Consider the following 17,301-nt stretch of genomic DNA (forward strand, 5'->3'; position numbering starts at 1 on the left):
CATGTCCACCGAACTTTTAGATCGTGCACGATCGGAGATAAACGATAAAACTGAATTATTTTTATCCCTAGGTGGAGAAATTCAGAAGATTCCTGCTGGTAAGACTGGCTACAAGCGGCCGCCGCTTTGGACGAAGTCCTCTGAGAAAAAGCCCGAAGCCTGATTTGAATCCAGCGTTGCTTTGGTCCTTCGACACTTTTTCGACAGGCCAGACTGGTAGCTGTCGGCCAGAAGCAGCCTTTCGGAGACAGCTGAGCCGTTTGCGCTCCTCCCTAGCCCCCCTCAACTAAACTTGCCAGTTACCGAAACCTCCAGAGCCAGGTCGAACTGCAACCCGGCGCCTTCAGGGCCTTGGCGTTCGTAGAACCACCAAGAAGCCGACATGCCGAATCCGCAGGACAAGAGCGAGACCGAGGAGGATCTGGCGCAGCTGGTAATAGGCCTGGGGCCCTGTACCTATCTATTGCTGCTCTTGCTTGGCCTGATCCTTCTGTTTCCGTTCCTCGAGGAAGGCATATTCGCCCGCACGCTGCTCGGCCTGCTGTTTTCGATAGTGCTGCTCGTGGGCGCTTTCGCCACCCGGCAGACGCACAGGGGGTTCATCCTCAAGCTGGGCCTGGCGTTGGTCGGGGTGGGCCTTAAATGGTCGGCGCTGTGGAGCGGAAACATCGCACTGCTCATCCTGGCCGGGTTGGCTTATGTGGCCTCTCTGGCGGTCTCGTTCAGCGGCGTGCTTCGCTACATTCTGCAACGCGGCCCCATCACGACCGACACGCTGCATGGCGCCCTGGCGGGGTACATCATGCTGGCCTTCGTCTGGTCCTTCATCTACGCCCTGCTGGAAATAGCCAACGCCGGCTCGTTCGGCCCCGGCCAGCTCGATTTCTCGCAGACTGGGATTTTCTTCAGGCTGATCTATTTCAGCCTCACGACCCTGACGACCACCGGCTACGACGATGTCATTCCATTGACCAATCACGCCCGCTCGCTGGTGATGATCGAAGAGTTTTCAGGGGTCTTCTACGTGGGCGTCGTGATCGCTCGACTGGCCGGGCTTTATCCATCGAACGTGGCCAACGTGACGCCCGAACGCCTCGACGGATTTGATCTAGCGTAAAGGACATGGGCTCGTGCGGCGTTCCCGAGAACGCGCCGGGCCGGCTGTCCGCGCATCTACGTCATCGTTCTGCGCCCGCCGTTGGACTCCATTCCCATTGGTGATGACCGCATCATGGCTTCCCGCAAAACTGCATCGCGCTTGCAAGCAGGCGCGAACGAACCCCTTCCCGAATTCCGCTCCAGAGAAGAGCGCCTGGCCCAAGGCAAGGCATTGCGTGAAAAGGTGGCTCGCGAGGCCCACGCCACGTGGAAGTCCCCCGGTCGCCAGCGCGACGTCATCGCCATCCTGGAAAAATCCAACCGCGAACGGCTGAAGGAACTGGTGCCGATCCGCTATGGGCGCATGCTGCGCAGCCCCTTCACCTTCCTGCGCGGCTCGGCCGCACTGATGGCGTACGACCTGTCCCTGGGGCCGGACATCGATGTGCAGGTGCAAGCCTGCGGCGATTGCCACCTGCTCAACTTCGGCCTGTTCGCCACGCCCGAACGCAACCTGGTGTTCGACCTCAACGACTTCGACGAAACCCTGCCCGCGCCCTGGGAGTGGGACATCAAGCGCCTGGCCGCCAGCTTCGCGGTGGCGGCGCGCGATAACGGCGATCCGGACCGCCGTGCCCGTGACGTGGTCGTCGCCTGCGTGCGTTCCTATCGCGAGAACCTGCGCACCTACTCGAAGATGAGCCCGCTGGAAGTCTGGTATTCGCGTCTCGACGCACAGACGCTGCTGGAAATGGCGCCCGACGCCGAGGTGCGCAAGATACGCAAGCAGCTCATCGAGCAGGCGCGCGAGCAGGTCGTGGAAGGCGTCTGCCCCAAGATCGTCGAGCAGGTCGCCGGTCATCCGCGCATCCTCGACCAGCCCCCGCTCATCCACCATGTGGCCGAAGCGGACTTCATGGACCGGGTCAGGGAAAGCCTGGCCGACTACCGTGCCAGTCTCTCCGACGAGCGCCGCGTGCTGCTCGACCGCTATCGCCTGGTGGATGCCGCGCTCAAGGTCGTCGGCATCGGCAGCGTCGGCACGCGCTGCTTCATCGCCCTGATGTACTCCGAGGAGAACCACCCGTTGATCCTGCAGTTCAAGGAGTCCTGCCGTTCCGTGCTTGAACCCTACACCGGCAAATGCCAGTACGAGAGCCAGGGCCAGCGCGTGGTCATGGGGCAGCGCCTGATGCAGTCGTCCAGCGACATCTTCCTTGGCTGGACGCACGGCCGCGCCGGCCATGACTACTACGTGCGGCAGTTGCGTGACATGAAGCTTTCGGTGCCGGTCGAACACATCAGCACGGACCAGCTGGAGCGCTACGCGGACTTCTGCGGCCTGACCCTGGCGCGGGCCCACGCCAAGTCTGGCGATGCCGCCACCCTCTCCGGCTACCTGGGCAAGAGCGATGCCTTCGACGAGGCCCTGGGCGACTTCGCCCTGCTGTATGCCGACCAGACCGAGAGCGACCACGGGATACTGCTCAAGGCGGCGCGCACGGGGCGGATCAAGGTGATGATCGAGGAATGAAGCGGCGGCCCTGCCTCAGCGGGCCGCCTGGACATCGCGTTCGTACGCGCCCAGCAGATCGTCCAGCTGCGCAAAGATCGCGCCCTCGCCCAGCAGCTGCTTGATCTTGTAGCGGGATTGGGCCTCCAGATCCGGCATGACGTTGACGAACACCATGCGCACGCCCTCGGCCTTCAAGGTAGCGGCCAGGCTGCGAATGGTTTCCGCGGCCGAGTAGTCGACATCGTCGATCGCCGAGCAATCGATGCAGAACCAGCACAGGCCCGGTATCGCCTTCGCGACCAGCTCGGTGACCTCTTCGCTCAGCTGGCGGGAATTGGCGTAGTACATGCTGTGGGTGAAGCGATAGATGAGCAGCCCGGGCCTCGCCTGGGCGCCACTGGACAGCACCACGGGGTGCAGCTTGCCCCCTTCGGTCGCGGCCAAGAGCACATTCTTCGGGTGATAGCCCCGCCGCAGATGGTCGATGATGGACAGCACCATCGCCAGGATGATGCCCTGCTTGACCCCCACCAGCACCACGGTGACCAGGGTGATCAGCGCGACCCAGAACTCATCCCGGCGCTCCACGTAGATCCGCTTCAGGGTTTTGAAATCGGTCAGCTCGATGCCGATCATGAACACCACCGCCGCCAACGTCGCCTCCGGCATGTAGGCCAGGGGCGCGGTGAGGAACAGCAGCACCATCAGCACGATCAGCGCGGTCACCAGCAGCGAGAACTGGCTTCGCCCCCCCGCACTGTCGACCATCTGCGTCTTGGTCGGGCTGCCATTGACCACGAAGGTCCCCGACAGCGCAGCGCCGACGTTCGCAACGGCCAGGCCGACGAGGTCGATGTTTTCACTGAAGGGCTCGTTGTAGCGGCTGGCATAGGCGCGCGAGGTCGCGGCGCTCTGGGCCAGGATCACCACGAACATCGCGAAGGCCGTCGGCAGCAACCGATAGAGCAACTCCAGGCTCCACTGCACCTTGGGTATTCCAAAGTGCGGCAAGCCGCTCGGCACCTCGCCAAGGACGGGCATGTAGGCGGCGAAATTCAACGCCCAGCTGAGCGCAACGGCGCCAACGACGGCGATCAGGGCTCCGGGGATCTTGTGCGAGAGCTTCCTGCAGCCAAGGATCACAATCAGTACGAGCGAGGCCACGGCGATGGCATAGCCGTTGACCTGATTCAAGCGCTGCAGCGTCGACCAGAGCTTGCCAAGCACGCCATGCCCCTCGCCTGGCAAGCCGAGCATGCCGTCCAGTTGGCCCAGGGCAACCTGAATCCCCACCCCCGTGAGGAAGCCGACCAGCACCGTGCGCGACAGGAAATCCGCCATGAATCCCAGGCGCACCAGGCGGGCCAGGATCAATAGCCCAGCCGCCATCAGGGCCAGCAACTGGGCAAGCGCCAGGTATTCATCCGACCCGGTAGCGGCAAGCCCCACTAGGGCGGCAGCAAGAATGGCGGCCGTCGCGGAGTCGGCGCCCACCACCAGGTGCCGCGAGGAGCCGAACAGGGCGAACAGCGTCGTTGGCACGAGCATGGTGTAGAGGCCGGTGACCACCGGCGTGCCGGCGATCTTCGTGTAGCCCATGACCTCGGGAATGGCGAGCGCCGCCAGCGTCAGACCGGCGACGATTTCGGCGGGTATCTGCTTCGGGTCAATCGGCAGCAGGCCTTGCAGAATGGGAAGGTGAACGCGCTTGTGCTTGGTGTTTTCGGCCATTTGCGATTCAACTCTGGATCGAGCTGGGGACTGCCGGTTTTCGTGTTGCCACCTGTCATTCTAGGTGCTGCGAACACAGGCACTAAGAATGCAGCCATCCAAGTGAATCGCCCTTTTGATTGAGCCCCTGCCGCGCAGCGTTGCCTCGGAGTTCTGGTCATGGCAGGCGCAGCGTGAACGACAGCCTTGGGTCGATTGCAGCCGGTCGTGACTACGGTGTGACTGGTTAAGCCGCATGCAAGCGGTGGTCAGCACGAATGCAAATGCTTGGTCAGGAGGAATGCAATCGGGTGGTCAAGTCAGTGCAATTACGCACGAGGTACAGACCTTCACCGAATACTGGAAGGACCGTCGTTTCGCCTCGAAGAAGCCTGACCGTACCGTCGTACCGGACAACTTCTATAAGCCTGTCGGCAACGGCCTATTCACTTGGCAACCCAACCTCGTTCACGGGCCTGAGGCCCAAGATCGTGATACCGGCGGGCTGAACGTCCTCGTGTTCGATCACGCTTGGCGCTTCGGCGCCTTCGGTCCCGTTATGCCAGAGGGCTTTGGTCTGCGTATGAACTTCGGCCGGCGCGGGGAGCGGGTCGCCGATCTCACCGAATCCGAGTGGCGGCGCCTCGAAACCTGGCTGAATGCCCAGCCGCAAGTCACCGTCGAGGCTGCCAGTGACCGCAAATCGAGCCCCAGCTGCACGCCCCGTGCGCTACCGGGATCATCGCAGCCATTCTCCCGCCCAACATAACGGCGATGCTGACAGTCGGAAACGCCTACAGGGCGTAATAGACGCCATTCATTGCCATTTAATGGCGTCCATTGGCACGGAATGGCGTAGTCAAAAAAACACGCCAATGATTACGCGCCATTAAATGGCAATGAATGGCGTCCATTGGCATTTAATGGCGGCGTTAAACCAAACCTGAATCATTTAGACCACAACCGAGCTAGTCTCTCTGCTATTCGGCACGCGATGTTGAAAATTTCAAACACTTCAGGAAATTCTGATCCACTAATCTGGCAGATTCGTCACAGGTGCCTGGCATAAATGTCGCTGTATCACATGCTGCACGCTTTGCCTGTATCACATGCTGCACGCCCCCCTGTATCACATGCTGCACGCCCAAAAAATCAGTGCGAGACTATTACGGGTAGACGAAAAGGGTGATACACCGCGACCTGAAAATGGCTGCGTAGCGTGCCAATAAGATTGAGTTTACGTGTCGAGCCTGACACCAGAGTTTACGCTGCCAACAGCGAAGCGAATTCCGAACATCATTGGTGTGCCCACCCACGGTTCGGGTACGGCAGGCCGATGACTACAGAACGAAGCCCTCTGCCAACTGAACCATCAGTTCCTCGACAAGCTGAGCTCCTGCCGTAGTCGTCAGCATTTGTAGTGGTGAATTACCGGAGAACCGATTCTTCGGCTTCGAGAGCCAGCGCTTTGCTTTATCACGAGAGCCGAACAGTAGTTCGGCCACCACGAGGGTATGCACGACGCGAAAAAGCCGGTCGCTGTCATTCGCAGACAGTCGATCATCTGGTGAGACGCCCGAAATAGTCATCCTGTCAGCCAGGCACCCCTTTGGCGCAGGCCCTGGTGTGATCTGCTCACACGCATGGGCATCAATGTCACCGTTCCTGAGGAGCTTTGCCAACTGGGCGAGAGGGTGTGCGTATGCACGTCCGCATCGGTCGCGTCCTCAGGTAGGCCTAGCAGCCTCGCCCTGCGACGGCGGTAATCGTCCGTGAGGATTCCTACAAGCATGGCGCACCTCAGATGGCAGAAATCACGTGTCCTACGTACGTCAGCCCATCGAGCTGGACATCGAGAGGCTCGTGCAAATCGGGCATGAGGGGGTGCAGTAGCTGCTGAGACTCGCCGGCCTGCTCGACCCTTCCGATATAGGCGGTACCGGCCTTGTGGCTGAGGTAGCAATAGAACTGATCCCGACGTTCGTAGAAGTCGTCGGCGTTCATCGCGTACACATCGGTGCTTATCAAGAACAGCACCGCGGTGTGGTGCATGCGATAGCCAGGGTGCAGCCAGAATCCACGCTTGCGTACTACCTTGCCAGGAGGAACCGGCAGGTATTGCGCGTTGGCCGGGACGGCCCCGTTATCCAGATAGGAGGAGATCTGTGTAGCAACGGTCAGCACAGGGCATCCGCTGTAGGTGCGCTTCCGGTTCCGCATAGGTTCCTCGCTATCTGAGCTTTCGGTGAAAGGCCAAAGCGTTGCTACATGATCACGACTGGGCGTCAGGGGCGCACTCCAGGTATTCAGGTGCAATCAGTAGACGAGTGAGCAGCTTGTGGTACGGGTAGCGATCTTGAAACTTGGCGACCAGCGCATTGAAGGCCTCGCGCGCGGCCGGAGTCCCAACAAGTCTAGGGATCAGATAGCCGGCTATGGCCAGGCGAACTTCAATCTCAGCGTCAGTCATCCCATCAGACAAGAGCACCGATGTTTCCGCTGCCGTACTCAGATTCTTATCCATGAGCTGCCTCACTATCACAAGATTCGAGAGATTTCGCTTTCATCCAGGCAATCACGCCACCGATGGCGATACTGGCAACTGCCGCCAGGGTAAACGGCATCATTCTGGTGAACAGAACAAGAGCGAGTGCGCTGGCAGTGCCGCCCCCGGCGATTGCCCCAAGCACAGGGGTTTTGCGGTATGCAGCGACGAGGCAACAGATACAGTCAACCGAGAGCAGTAGCGCGCCGAGGTAGAGCACTTCGAGTTCGGCTTCCATCACGACTTGCTGACCTGTTGGCGATACTTGTAGAGGGTGCTTCGACTGATCTTCAGCGCCTTGCATATCTCATCAGGCGAGCGGCTTTGATCACCTGCAAGGGCTTGGATTGCAGCAATCGTCTCTGGCGGGACCCCGGGCCGCCCGCCCTGCCGCCCCCTGGCACGTGCCGCTTCAAGGCCGGCAAATGTGCGTTCTCGAATCAGGTTTCTCTCGAACTCCGCCATTGCGGCGAACACGTGAAATACCAGTCGGCCAGCAGCACTGGTGGTATCAATCTGTTCCTTCAGGCTTTCCAGGCCCACGCCACTGGCTTCGAGGTCGGCAGTGAGGCGCAGCAGTTCGGACATTGACCGGCCTAGGCGATCAAGCCGCCAAACAACCAGGACATCGCCTGGCCTGGCAAAAGCCAGCGCTTCATCGAGCCCTGGGCGTGATGCTTTTGCACCACTCATCTTGTCACTGAAGATCCGCTCACAGCCGGCTGCGGTCAGCGCGTCATGCTGAAGGTCGAGCTGCTGATCATCCCGAGATACTCGCGCATACCCAATCTTCATCAGTCCGTATTCTCGTCATAATGAAATGTTTACGTATTTTGATATAAAGACGAGTAAAAAACAATGACAAAGGGGCTTTCCAGACTGATCAGGGGGTGAGTCGCCAGTGTCCGCAAAACAACCGTTTTAGAGACTAGAGTGTGGATGCGCTGCCCTGCGGATTCCACGCCATTCGGCCACTCAGCCCACGCCGATTCGGACACCGGTTCCCCGGTCAGCAAAGGCAGCGTGACACGCTCACGCGACAACCACCTTGAAAATCGCCGGGGTACGCCTGTAATGCAGAGTCCCGGAACGGTAATGTCAGGGGTGACGGGACGGACTCTTGGAGAGCAAGAACGGCAGCCAGGGGCGTAGGAACGGCATAGGGAGGGGCACTAGAACGGCATCAGAGCCCCCTATCCAAATGTCGTTGAGATGAGCTCCGTTTTAAGAAAATACCTTGGTCTGTCCATTCCAGAACACGATGCGCATACCGTCGCCGGCAAACGCCTTGCCGTGCTTTTCCGTCAGCAGGGAAACCCTCCTGGCAGCACCCGACCACAGCATCTCCTTGAGCTGCTTCAGGACACCATCCTGGTCACTGCAAAGGCTGGCTTCGAATCGGCGCAACGGTGCACCTTCCGCGACCGGCAAACTAAGCTGGCCCACCAAGAGCCGTACGTCCGCACACTGATCGGGTCTGCCGGCATGCTCAATATGGCGCTGCTCCGCAAATGGTCGCCACCTTTCGGTGTGATTGACCCCACCATAGACATCTGCCCTCCCACCAACATGGGAACCAGTGGCTTTAACCCTGTGCTTGCGAATGCGCACTAGGACGCTCTCTCGCACCGTGATGCCGACATAGATCGAGGGCGTTAAGCCCTGCCCTCCCCCGAAAGCCAGCACATACAGCCCGTATGTCTTCGCCAGGCTCTCTCCATACTCGGACCTTGGCAGCATACCGTGCGCCTGGGTTCTGAACGGGGCACGATCACGAGCTGGCGTCATCCCCGGCTTCGTCCCCACATATGCCGCGCCGGTCCCGACCGCCGGCCACGGAGTGGTATCTGCCGGCATGAGGAAGTGATCTTTCAGGAGCACAGGTTCAGCGAACGTCAGCATGGTCATCATTTGGCGTTTCGACTCCATCACTCAACTACAATTCTGACTCACTTCAACCGAAGGCTTCATATCCATCGCCACCTTGCTGCTCGTACTGCCCCTTCCATTCGCCCAAGAGGCGTTCAGCGATGCCGAGCGACTCAGCCACATGGCGAAGCGGCGTACCAGCGAGCACCAGACTTACCGCCTCGCGCTTGAGGGATTCGGGAAAACGTCGCCTGGCTACCTCAGTGGTCGCCTTGGCATAGACCGCCCCGTATCGAAGAGCTACCATCCGCCCCTTTGAGGGGCTGTCTCTCAGATTGGCGTAGCTCAGCCGAGTACCTTTTTGAGTATCCTTGACTCAGCTGCAACTCAGAGAAGCCTCACGGCCCTGGGCTTATGGCCATCTGGTACGACTCCTGGTGCCGGCACCATCTTCAAAAGGCCTCGCAGCGATGCGGGGCTTTTTCTTTTCCTGCCGGGAACAAAACCTTGGCAACGTGGTCTTTTTCTCGCATTAATCCTTGCCAGTCGTGAATTGACCAACTGCACTATGACCCGCGCGCACGCTTGCGGTAATCTTCCGCACCCGCTGCGCCGGCTTTACATAGAGCACCCAGGCCACGCGAGGCAGGACAAGTAACCTACAAAGGACCTTTGATCGATGTTGATCCCGGTGATCATTTGCGGCGGCGCAGGCACTCGCCTGTGGCCAGTTTCGCGCGAGGCGCATCCCAAACCGTTCATGCCCCTCCCGGATGGGCAGAACCTGCTGCAGAAAACACTGCTGCGCGCCCTCGCCCTGGACAGCGTGTCGGAGGTCATGACGGTCACCAATCGCGAGCTCTTCTTCAAGACGGAAGACGAATACCGCGCACTCAAGGCAAACAACGGGAACTGCCTCAGCTATGTTCTGGAGCCGTTCGGCCGCAACACAGCTGCCGCCGTTCTCGCCGCAGCCATGCAACTGCAACAGACACACGGCCCCGACGCTCTCATGCTGGTCCTGCCGGCTGACCACCTGATCAAGAACACCGATGCTTTTGCCCAAGCCGTGGCCAATGCGGCCAAGCTGGCCAGCACCGGCTGGTTGGTCACCTTTGGCATCCAACCGCAGTACCCGGAAACCGGCTTCGGCTACATCGAAAGCGCTACCGGCACTCTCGATGGCGGCTTGCAAGTCAAACGCTTCGTCGAGAAGCCGAACCTCGAGAAAGCGCAGGAGTACCTGGCAGCAGGCAACTACTTCTGGAACTCGGGCATGTTCTGCTTCCGCGTCGGCACGCTGGTCGATGAAATGGAGGCCAATGCCCCGGACGTCAGCGAAGCGGTAGCCGCCACCATTGCCGCATCCCGCCTGACCGAGGCCAAAGCCCACCGCTGCCTGTCGCTGGATGCGGAACTGTTCGCGAATGTTCCGGACATCTCCATCGACTACGCCCTGATGGAGCGCTCGAACAAGGTCGCCACCGTCCCCTGCGACCTGGGCTGGAGCGACATCGGCTCGTGGAATGCCCTGAGCGAGCTGACAGCCGAAGACAGCAACGGCAACCGCTTCGAAGGCGAAGTACTTTCCCACGGCGCGCACAACAACTACGTGCAAAGCCCGGAGCGGCTGGCCGCGCTGGTAGGCGTACAGAACTTGATCGTGGTCGACACCCCCGACGCCTTGCTGATCGCACATAAAGAGCACACGCAAGACGTCAAGCAGATCGTCAGCCAGCTCAAGAAGAATGGTCACAGCGCACACTTGCTGCACAGGACCGTTCACCGCCCCTGGGGCACCTACACCACCTTGGAAGAAGGCCATCGGTTCAAGATCAAGCGCATCGTGGTCAAGCCCGGCGCATCGCTGTCGCTGCAGATGCACCACCACCGCAGCGAGCACTGGATCGTCGTAACCGGCATGGCCAAAGTGGTCAACGGCGAGCAGAGCATCATGCTGAACAGCAACGAATCGACCTTCATCCCGGCCGGCCACCAGCATCGCTTGGAAAACCCCGGCGTAATCGACTTGGTGTTAATCGAAGTGCAGAGCGGCGATTATCTAGGCGAGGACGATATCGTGCGGTACGAAGATATCTACGGGCGGACCAGTAGCTGAGCCACGCATTTCAAGAATACCCGCCCCAAAGCGGGTAATGGCCTGGCGGACCTTGCATGAAACGCGATCAGCCTATCACCATGAAATCTCTTGCCGATAACTCGGCAAGAGATTTTTCCGTCTTGCCATGCGCTATCTGCTACCCAGCGCAGCAAGCCAAACGTTCTTGAATTAATGCCAGGCGAAATGGCATCACTCAATACCCGCTTCGCTAGACTTGCCACCGGATAAGAATTATCCAAGTTGGAGAGATATATGCTTGGAATGTTTCGCAGCCTCTGGACCTATAGAGGGTTCGTCATATCCTCTATCCGCAACGAGTTTGCAGCACGCTTTTCCAGAAGCAAGCTTGGCGGACTCTGGATGATCATTCATCCACTCTCGCAGGTTGCCATATACGCGCTAATACTTTCCAATGTATTAGCCACAAAACTTCCCGGCATAGAAAATAAATATGCATACTCCCTTTACCTCATGGCCGGCATGCTCGGCTGGAGCCTTTTCTCTGAAATCATATCGCGCCTGCTAAATCTATTCATCGAACAGGGGAATTTGATGAAGAAAATGAAGTTCCCCCGCATCACACTCCCTACAATCACCATCGGCGCTGCATTATTAAATAACATTCTACTTTTCGTAGCACTACTGCTCGTCTTTGCACTCCTAGGAGCTCCTCCGCACGCGGGAATGATATCAATCATTCCGCTGACGCTTATCACCGTGGCTCTGGCATCCGGTATCGGCCTTATCCTGGGGGTTCTCAACGTCTTCGTTCGCGATATTGGCCAAGTAGTCCCTATCGTCTTACAAATTTGGTTCTGGTTCACACCAGTTGTTTATCCAGCGAACATAATTCCAGATAAATACCAGACCTACTTAGCCTACAATCCGATGTATCCGCTGATCACCTCCTACCATGAGGCTCTAGTCTATAGCAACCCTCTCGAATTTAAGCGAATTTTCATAATCGCTGCTGTTGCTCTAGTACTCATGGCGCTCGGGCTATTCATGTTCCGTAGATCAGCACCTGAAATGGTGGATGTGCTATGACGCTGCTTGTCGCTGACCGGCTTGGAAAAGCTTACTGCAGCTATCGATCGGAGTGGCAACGTATTCTCCGCTGGTTTCACTTTCCCACCAAGCCCAGCTCGGAGCACTGGGTCATACGTGACGTTAGTTTCAGCATTGAGCAGGGAGAAGCCATCGCTATCGTCGGCAAGAACGGTGCGGGAAAATCAACTCTGCTCAAAATGATTACCGGCACACTTCAACCCAGTGAAGGAGCGGTACATATTCAAGGGAGGATTGCTGCCATCCTTGAGCTGGGCATGGGCTTCAGCCCGGAACTTTCAGGGCGCCAAAATGTTATCCACGTGGCGGGATTGATGGGAATCGACTCGGAGCAGATAAGCCAACTGCTACCAGAAATCGAGAGCTTTGCCGATATTAGTGAATATTTCGAACAAGCAGTCCGCACCTACTCAAGCGGCATGCAGGTTCGCCTGGCATTTGCCCTGGCCACCGCGATTCGCCCTGACATTCTCATTGTCGATGAAGCACTTGCAGTAGGTGATGCGGCTTTCCAGCGCAAATGTTTTCGCCGCATCCAGGAATATCAGGCTCTGGGGACCACGTTACTGCTAGTCACTCACGACACTGAAACTGTTAAGAAAACATGTAATAAGGCCATCTATATCCAGGACGGCAAAGTCGCTGCCTATGGATCAGCAAAATCGGTCTGCGATACTTATGAGAGAGCACTACTAGGCGCGCCGGCAAAAGAAAGCAAGACGAGCACTCATCCGAGCCAGGTCGAAAAGCCTAAATTAGTTGACCCCACACTCAAAAGCGACTGCGAGGTTTCCTATGGAGACGGGCGCGCGGAAATAGAAGACATCTGGCTCGAAACAGATGAAGGCACGATAGCCAACCTCTTCAAGCCGGGACAAAAGCTAATACTCAAGTACCGCGTCCGGTTCAATTATGAATTGGAAGATATATCCTTCGCTTTCATGATCAAGACTCGCGAGGGAGTTTCTCTAGTCGGAATGAACACGGATCATTTGCTCAACGTGGAGCCTAAACGCTTCTCTGCCGGGGACTCAACCGTTGTGAGCTTCACACTCGATAACGCCTTCGCTCCAGGAGCCTACTACGTGAATTGCGGTGTTCGCCGTAATAATAGTAACGGTACGGAGTTCCTGCACAGACGTGTTGATGCTCTAATCTTCCGTGTTCAGAGGGGTGACGAGGTCGAAGACAAGATCGGCCTTATCAACACCCCCGTCAGTTTTTCGATGGAGTAGGTATGAACTCAGTAAATGAGAAGACAGCGGGCACTTTATCCCCTGTATTCATCCATTCGCTTTTCCGCGCAGGCAGCACATATCTGTTCAACCAGTTTCGCCATTCGCCAAATGGCTATTGGTGCTACCAAGAGCCGCTGCATGAATACCCTTACTTCTGCCGTAACGACAGAGAGAAAATACTGGATATACGCAACACTGCCTCTCTCTCACTTCGTCACCCACTACTCGACGCCCCATACTTCCAGGAGCTCTACCAGGTTTCTGAAATATGCCTGCCGAAACTGAAGAGCTCCTACATATATACGGCCTATTTCTCAAAAAATGCAGAAGAAGCCGGCACCGACTACTTCCGTGCATTGATCAACGCGGCACAAGGCAGAACGGTTATTCAAGAGTGCCGCACAAGTTCTCGCATTTCCGTCTTGAGAGAGAACTTGGGCGGAACCCATCTTTATCTCTGGAGAAACCCCTGGGACCAGTGGTGGTCCCTAAACATCAACGACTACTTCCCAGCCATTTTGCAGCTCATAGCTGCAGCGCCCATCAGCCCGGAGGTTATTCGTCGACTAAAGGACGAAACCTCAATTAATGCATGTCCAACACAAGAGATTAACGAGCAGATAGAGTGGTATCGATCCCGCCCACTGTCTTCCGAAGAGAGTTACCTGACATTCTACATACTCTGGTGCCTTAGTCTGATCGAAGCGCTAAGTCACGCCAATCTTCTTCTCAATATCGACAAGCTCAGCGAGAGCCCGGAATACGCAGCGAAGTTAGCGGCTTCGATGCATGAACTTGGAGTTGACGGTGTCAAATTTGATAATTGCCGGATTCCTCAAACTCAATACACAACCGAGGATGCCTCGTTCTTCAGAAGCACGGAAGACAAGGCCCATGGGTTACTCCTGCTTAGCGGCATCCCTCAGTCGACTCTCGACGACCTGACCCAACTGCGTCTGACATTCGCTCCGCGCGCCCCGGTAGAAAGCGAAACCCCATCCCTCGATAGGGCAGATGTCCTGCGCGATGCCTCTCGAGCACGCTCCTTGGCCCGGAGCACCAACGACAACCTGGCTAAAGCCTGTGCCCATCACTGGAAGGAACTTGCTAAGCGGGAAAGCAACTGGTCTGAGCAATTGGATAGAGCCAACCAGACAGCTCAGCAAATTCAGAGCCGAGCAGACCAGCGAATTGAAGAATTGCAGCGCCAGCTGGAGGAGCTTGAAGGGAAAGCGCACCTTTGGTGGCTCCGCTCCAACGAGTTGGACAACGTTTATGCGAGCCGCGCCTGGCGTATGACTGCCCCCGCACGCTGCATTGCCGCCGCTACGAAGAGCTTAATCCTCACCGGTCGAGTACCTACTGCCGCACACAAACCGCTAAGGGTCCTAATAACACAATCGCTCAAACTGTACACAAGAATTCCCTTCGTTCAGCGACAAGTCAAAAAGCTGATGGACCGGAATCCGTACTTGCGTAACCGAATTCTCGGTTATGCGACAAACCAAGGAATAGTAAATGGACAATTCACTATTCCAAAGAAGACTGCCCCTGCTCATGAACTTGCTATGCTGAGCCCTCGTGGGCGTGAAATCTTCGACGAAATTTTGAATGCACTGTCGAAGCGGAATATTGGCAAGGAAATAAAATGAAGATTCTAATTGACCTTCAGTCGTGCCAATCGGGCAGCAAACATGGCGGAATCGGCCGATACTCGATGAACTTGGCATCAGCCATGGTCAGAAACTCGGGGGCCCACGAAATTCATTTTCTCTTGAATTCGTCCATTACGGAAGATCTGCAGGAACTGAACGCAGAATTGCAGCGCCTAGTCCCTGTGGATCATATCCATATGTTCTCTTCCGTTGTACCAGCCCGCGAAAGCGACGACGCCAACAAGTTCCGCACACGCGCGTCGGAGTACGTTCGCGAGGCACTGATATCTAGCTTGCAGCCTGACGCACTCTTCATCACCAGTCTAATCGAAGGCTTAGGGGACGATGTCATAACATCAGTCGGAAATATTTTCCCCAGCTGTTCAACTGCAGTCATTCTGTACGACCTCATCCCTCTGGTAGAACGGGAAAAATATCTGAATGATCCGAGAGCATCTGCACACTACTTCAGAAAGCTCGACGAAATGAAAAAAGCAGGTCTCCTGCTTTCTATTTCAGAATTCTCACGACAGGAAGGTATTGAACTACTGAAACTGCCTAGTTCCCAGATCAAAAATATCTCGTCCGCCGTGGATGAAAAGTTTCAACCAACCGAACTCCCGGAAGAGGAAATCAAGGCTGTAAAAGATAAATACGGAATTTCCGACAAATTCCTTATGTATACCGGCAGCTTTGACCAGAGGAAAAACCACGCCGCGCTGATCAAAGCATTTGCCCAGCTTTCCCTGGCGACGCGCAAAGGTATTCAGCTGCTCATTGTGGGTAACGGATGGGATGGTGTGTATTCGCGCCTACGTACCATTGCGGCTGAAGCTGGCCTAGAACCAGCCGACATCTTGTTTGCAGGCAAGGTTCCCGACCAGGACCTACTCGCTCTGTATAACTGCTGCCACCTTTTTGTGTTCCCCTCCCTGCAAGAAGGTTTTGGCCTACCTGTTCTGGAGGCCATGTCGTGCGGAACACCAGTCATATGCTCAAACGTGACCAGCATTCCCGAAGTTATTGACCTGGACGAAGCGCTATTCGACCCGTACAGCGTCGAAAGCATCAGCCAGAAGATTGCTGAGCTTCTGACCAACGAGTCACTGCGCAAAGATATCCGCCAACACGGGATTATACGGGCCAAAGAGTTCTCATGGGATATCTCCGCCCAGAAAGCGTTGGCGGCCATTGAGCAGCAATTCCAGCCCCTGCATTCCGAACTTGATGCCGCAAGTGTCCCGACGACAATTGAACTTATCAACAAAGTCACCGCTCTCCCTGAGGCCGCAGAGGCTACTACCAGCGACCTAATCGCCCTGGCGATAGCTCTGGAAGAAGTGGAGAGAGTTCGCTACGTCACCCAGCAGCAGCTACTTAGGGGCAAAACGAACGTCGGATTCATCACTACTTGGAGTTCCCGCTGCGGCATTGCTTCCTATTCAGAGCAGCTAGTCAAGCCACTAGCCGTTCAACCGGTAATCTTCGCGCCCTATGCGCGCGAACTTACCCATCCGGATAATTGGAATGTGATTCGATGCTGGCACCAAGAGAGAGACCCCCTAAAAATCCTCTCTGCAAGGATCGATGAACTGGAGATCGAAACCCTAGTAATCCAGTTTAATTATGGTTTCTTCGACTTTGAAATGTTCTCCACTTTCCTTGAGCAACAGATCGACCGCAAGAGGAAAGTGATCATCACATTACACTCAACTACTGACCCCGATGGAGTAGAGGAAAAGCGCCTGCAACGACTCACCAGCAGCCTATCCAAGTGCAATAGTGTACTGGTTCACTCAAAGAAAGATCGCAAGCACCTTCAGCAACTTGGTCTGGAAAACGTATCGATCTTCCCGCACGGGGTCCTTGAACATACCCCACGTAATGCTCGCGCCGTTAACGCACGCGACTTCTTGATAGCATCATATGGATTTTTCCTGCCTAACAAGGGCTTATTGGAGCTGATAGAGGCCATTTCCATACTTTGTGCCCACGGAGTCAGTGCCAAACTCATCATGGTGAATTCGCGTTATCCTGCGCCCGAATCGGAGAACCTGATCAAGAAGGCAAAGGAGCAGATCATCAGACTAAATCTGCATGAGCAGATTCGAATCATCGACGACTACCTGCCGGATGAGGAAAGCCTTGCTTTACTGGAGGAGGCCGATCTGTTGGTGTATCCCTATCAGAAAACCGGCGAGTCCTCCAGCGCCGCAGTACGTACGGGCCTAGTAACGAAGCGACCAGTTGCAGTTACACCACTGCCGATTTTCGACGATGTCAAAGATGCCGTGTTCTATCTCCCCGGCACCAGTCCGCAGGATATATCGTCCGGAATACTCGAAATCATCGAGCAGGCGAGCATTAAGTCGGAAAGCTTCATGAAAGTCATGAATCAACTCGAAGGCTGGCTGAAGGATCACCAGTTCCCAGAGGTCAGCGCGCGCTTGGGCGAATTGATTGCTGCGCGTAATTCCTAA

At 56.5% G+C, this 17,301-nt stretch carries 17 protein-coding genes; 9 read left to right on the plus strand and 8 right to left on the minus strand.

Annotated features, from left to right (window positions below; translation table 11 throughout):
- The first annotated feature begins 1 nt into the window (after position 1).
- From PKB_RS29935 to PKB_RS26980, 3 genes are all read left to right on the plus strand, one after another.
- Positions 2–163: a hypothetical protein gene (locus PKB_RS29935; protein ID WP_167333380.1), complete on the plus strand. Its 162-nt coding sequence runs from the start codon at positions 2–4 to the stop codon at positions 161–163.
- 219 nt (positions 164–382) lie between these two features.
- Entirely contained in the window at positions 383–1,117 is a 735-nt protein-coding gene (locus tag PKB_RS26975) for an ion channel (protein ID WP_052355399.1), read from the plus strand.
- A gap of 114 nt (positions 1,118–1,231) precedes the next feature.
- Positions 1,232–2,632 carry a DUF2252 domain-containing protein gene (locus PKB_RS26980; RefSeq protein ID WP_052355400.1) on the plus strand — a complete coding sequence of 467 codons (1,401 nt, stop codon included), beginning with the start codon at positions 1,232–1,234 and terminating at the stop codon, positions 2,630–2,632.
- A gap of 15 nt (positions 2,633–2,647) precedes the next feature.
- On the opposite strand, the gene PKB_RS26985 is transcribed toward PKB_RS26980, so the two are convergent.
- Positions 2,648–4,345: a SulP family inorganic anion transporter gene (locus PKB_RS26985; protein WP_043256156.1), complete on the minus strand. Its 1,698-nt coding sequence runs from the start codon at positions 4,343–4,345 to the stop codon at positions 2,648–2,650.
- Between the two features lie 235 nt (positions 4,346–4,580).
- On the opposite strand from PKB_RS26985, the gene PKB_RS26990 reads away from it, so the two are divergent.
- The gene (locus tag PKB_RS26990; RefSeq protein ID WP_156958094.1) at positions 4,581–5,093 is read left to right on the plus strand and encodes an Nmad2 family putative nucleotide modification protein; all 513 of its coding nucleotides are present in this window, start codon (positions 4,581–4,583) and stop codon (positions 5,091–5,093) included.
- Positions 5,094–5,664: 571 nt separating this feature from the next.
- Here PKB_RS26990 and PKB_RS30270 read toward each other — a convergent pair.
- The 7 genes from PKB_RS30270 to PKB_RS30660 all read right to left on the minus strand — a co-directional run bounded on the left by PKB_RS30270 (position 5,665) and on the right by PKB_RS30660 (position 9,045).
- A complete protein-coding gene (locus tag PKB_RS30270; protein WP_242411199.1) occupies positions 5,665–5,913 on the minus strand; it encodes an antitoxin Xre/MbcA/ParS toxin-binding domain-containing protein in 249 nt (82 codons plus the stop codon).
- Between the two features lie 211 nt (positions 5,914–6,124).
- The gene (locus PKB_RS26995) at positions 6,125–6,508 is read right to left on the minus strand and encodes a hypothetical protein (RefSeq protein ID WP_242411200.1); all 384 of its coding nucleotides are present in this window, start codon (positions 6,506–6,508) and stop codon (positions 6,125–6,127) included.
- Positions 6,509–6,596: 88 nt separating this feature from the next.
- A complete protein-coding gene (locus PKB_RS27000; protein ID WP_043256163.1) occupies positions 6,597–6,848 on the minus strand; it encodes a hypothetical protein in 252 nt (83 codons plus the stop codon).
- Positions 6,841–7,107: a hypothetical protein gene (locus tag PKB_RS27005; protein ID WP_242411201.1), complete on the minus strand. Its 267-nt coding sequence runs from the start codon at positions 7,105–7,107 to the stop codon at positions 6,841–6,843. Before PKB_RS27005 ends, PKB_RS27000 begins: the two co-directional genes overlap by 8 nt.
- Entirely contained in the window at positions 7,107–7,664 is a 558-nt protein-coding gene (locus PKB_RS27010; RefSeq protein WP_043256167.1) for a recombinase family protein, read from the minus strand. Before PKB_RS27010 ends, PKB_RS27005 begins: the two co-directional genes overlap by 1 nt.
- Before the next feature lie 429 nt (positions 7,665–8,093).
- Positions 8,094–8,780 (minus strand): hypothetical protein, encoded by a 687-nt coding sequence (locus PKB_RS27015; RefSeq protein WP_043256168.1) that lies wholly within the window; start codon positions 8,778–8,780, stop codon positions 8,094–8,096.
- Positions 8,781–8,823: 43 nt separating this feature from the next.
- Positions 8,824–9,045, minus strand: coding sequence for a transposase (locus PKB_RS30660; RefSeq protein ID WP_156958095.1), 222 nt, complete (start codon positions 9,043–9,045; stop codon positions 8,824–8,826).
- Positions 9,046–9,417: 372 nt separating this feature from the next.
- Between PKB_RS30660 and PKB_RS27020 the strand changes: the two genes are divergently transcribed.
- The 5 genes from PKB_RS27020 (at position 9,418) to PKB_RS28880 (ending at position 17,301) form a co-directional block, all read left to right on the plus strand.
- Positions 9,418–10,857 carry a mannose-1-phosphate guanylyltransferase/mannose-6-phosphate isomerase gene (locus tag PKB_RS27020; protein ID WP_043256170.1) on the plus strand — a complete coding sequence of 480 codons (1,440 nt, stop codon included), beginning with the start codon at positions 9,418–9,420 and terminating at the stop codon, positions 10,855–10,857.
- Positions 10,858–11,112: 255 nt separating this feature from the next.
- Positions 11,113–11,907 (plus strand): ABC transporter permease, encoded by a 795-nt coding sequence (locus PKB_RS27025; protein WP_043256172.1) that lies wholly within the window; start codon positions 11,113–11,115, stop codon positions 11,905–11,907.
- A complete protein-coding gene (locus PKB_RS27030; RefSeq protein WP_043256174.1) occupies positions 11,904–13,163 on the plus strand; it encodes an ABC transporter ATP-binding protein in 1,260 nt (419 codons plus the stop codon). Before PKB_RS27025 ends, PKB_RS27030 begins: the two co-directional genes overlap by 4 nt.
- A 2-nt stretch (positions 13,164–13,165) precedes the next feature.
- Positions 13,166–14,818, plus strand: coding sequence for a hypothetical protein (locus tag PKB_RS29810; protein WP_156958096.1), 1,653 nt, complete (start codon positions 13,166–13,168; stop codon positions 14,816–14,818).
- Entirely contained in the window at positions 14,815–17,301 is a 2,487-nt protein-coding gene (locus PKB_RS28880) for a glycosyltransferase (protein WP_052355401.1), read from the plus strand. The genes PKB_RS29810 and PKB_RS28880 overlap by 4 nt, the downstream gene beginning before the upstream one ends.

The sequence above is a fragment of the Pseudomonas knackmussii B13 genome (genome assembly GCF_000689415.1).
Taxonomy (GTDB): domain Bacteria; phylum Pseudomonadota; class Gammaproteobacteria; order Pseudomonadales; family Pseudomonadaceae; genus Pseudomonas; species Pseudomonas knackmussii.

Excerpts from the sequence above, each read along its gene's own strand:
- PKB_RS30660 (WP_156958095.1), bottom strand. The coding sequence starts at position 9,045 with ATGGTAGCTCTTCGATACGGGGCGGTCTATGCCAAGGCGACCACTGAG.
- PKB_RS26985 (WP_043256156.1), bottom strand. The coding sequence starts at position 4,345 with ATGGCCGAAAACACCAAGCACAAGCGCGTTCACCTTCCCATTCTGCAA.
- PKB_RS27005 (WP_242411201.1), bottom strand. The coding sequence starts at position 7,107 with ATGGAAGCCGAACTCGAAGTGCTCTACCTCGGCGCGCTACTGCTCTCG.
- PKB_RS27010 (WP_043256167.1), bottom strand. The coding sequence starts at position 7,664 with ATGAAGATTGGGTATGCGCGAGTATCTCGGGATGATCAGCAGCTCGAC.
- PKB_RS28880 (WP_052355401.1), top strand. The coding sequence starts at position 14,815 with ATGAAGATTCTAATTGACCTTCAGTCGTGCCAATCGGGCAGCAAACAT.
- PKB_RS27020 (WP_043256170.1), top strand. The coding sequence starts at position 9,418 with ATGTTGATCCCGGTGATCATTTGCGGCGGCGCAGGCACTCGCCTGTGG.
- PKB_RS27025 (WP_043256172.1), top strand. The coding sequence starts at position 11,113 with ATGCTTGGAATGTTTCGCAGCCTCTGGACCTATAGAGGGTTCGTCATA.
- PKB_RS29810 (WP_156958096.1), top strand. The coding sequence starts at position 13,166 with ATGAACTCAGTAAATGAGAAGACAGCGGGCACTTTATCCCCTGTATTC.
- PKB_RS29935 (WP_167333380.1), top strand. The coding sequence starts at position 2 with ATGTCCACCGAACTTTTAGATCGTGCACGATCGGAGATAAACGATAAA.
- PKB_RS27030 (WP_043256174.1), top strand. The coding sequence starts at position 11,904 with ATGACGCTGCTTGTCGCTGACCGGCTTGGAAAAGCTTACTGCAGCTAT.
- PKB_RS26975 (WP_052355399.1), top strand. The coding sequence starts at position 383 with ATGCCGAATCCGCAGGACAAGAGCGAGACCGAGGAGGATCTGGCGCAG.
- PKB_RS27015 (WP_043256168.1), bottom strand. The coding sequence starts at position 8,780 with ATGATGACCATGCTGACGTTCGCTGAACCTGTGCTCCTGAAAGATCAC.
- PKB_RS26990 (WP_156958094.1), top strand. The coding sequence starts at position 4,581 with ATGCAAGCGGTGGTCAGCACGAATGCAAATGCTTGGTCAGGAGGAATG.
- PKB_RS27000 (WP_043256163.1), bottom strand. The coding sequence starts at position 6,848 with ATGGATAAGAATCTGAGTACGGCAGCGGAAACATCGGTGCTCTTGTCT.
- PKB_RS30270 (WP_242411199.1), bottom strand. The coding sequence starts at position 5,913 with ATGACTATTTCGGGCGTCTCACCAGATGATCGACTGTCTGCGAATGAC.
- PKB_RS26980 (WP_052355400.1), top strand. The coding sequence starts at position 1,232 with ATGGCTTCCCGCAAAACTGCATCGCGCTTGCAAGCAGGCGCGAACGAA.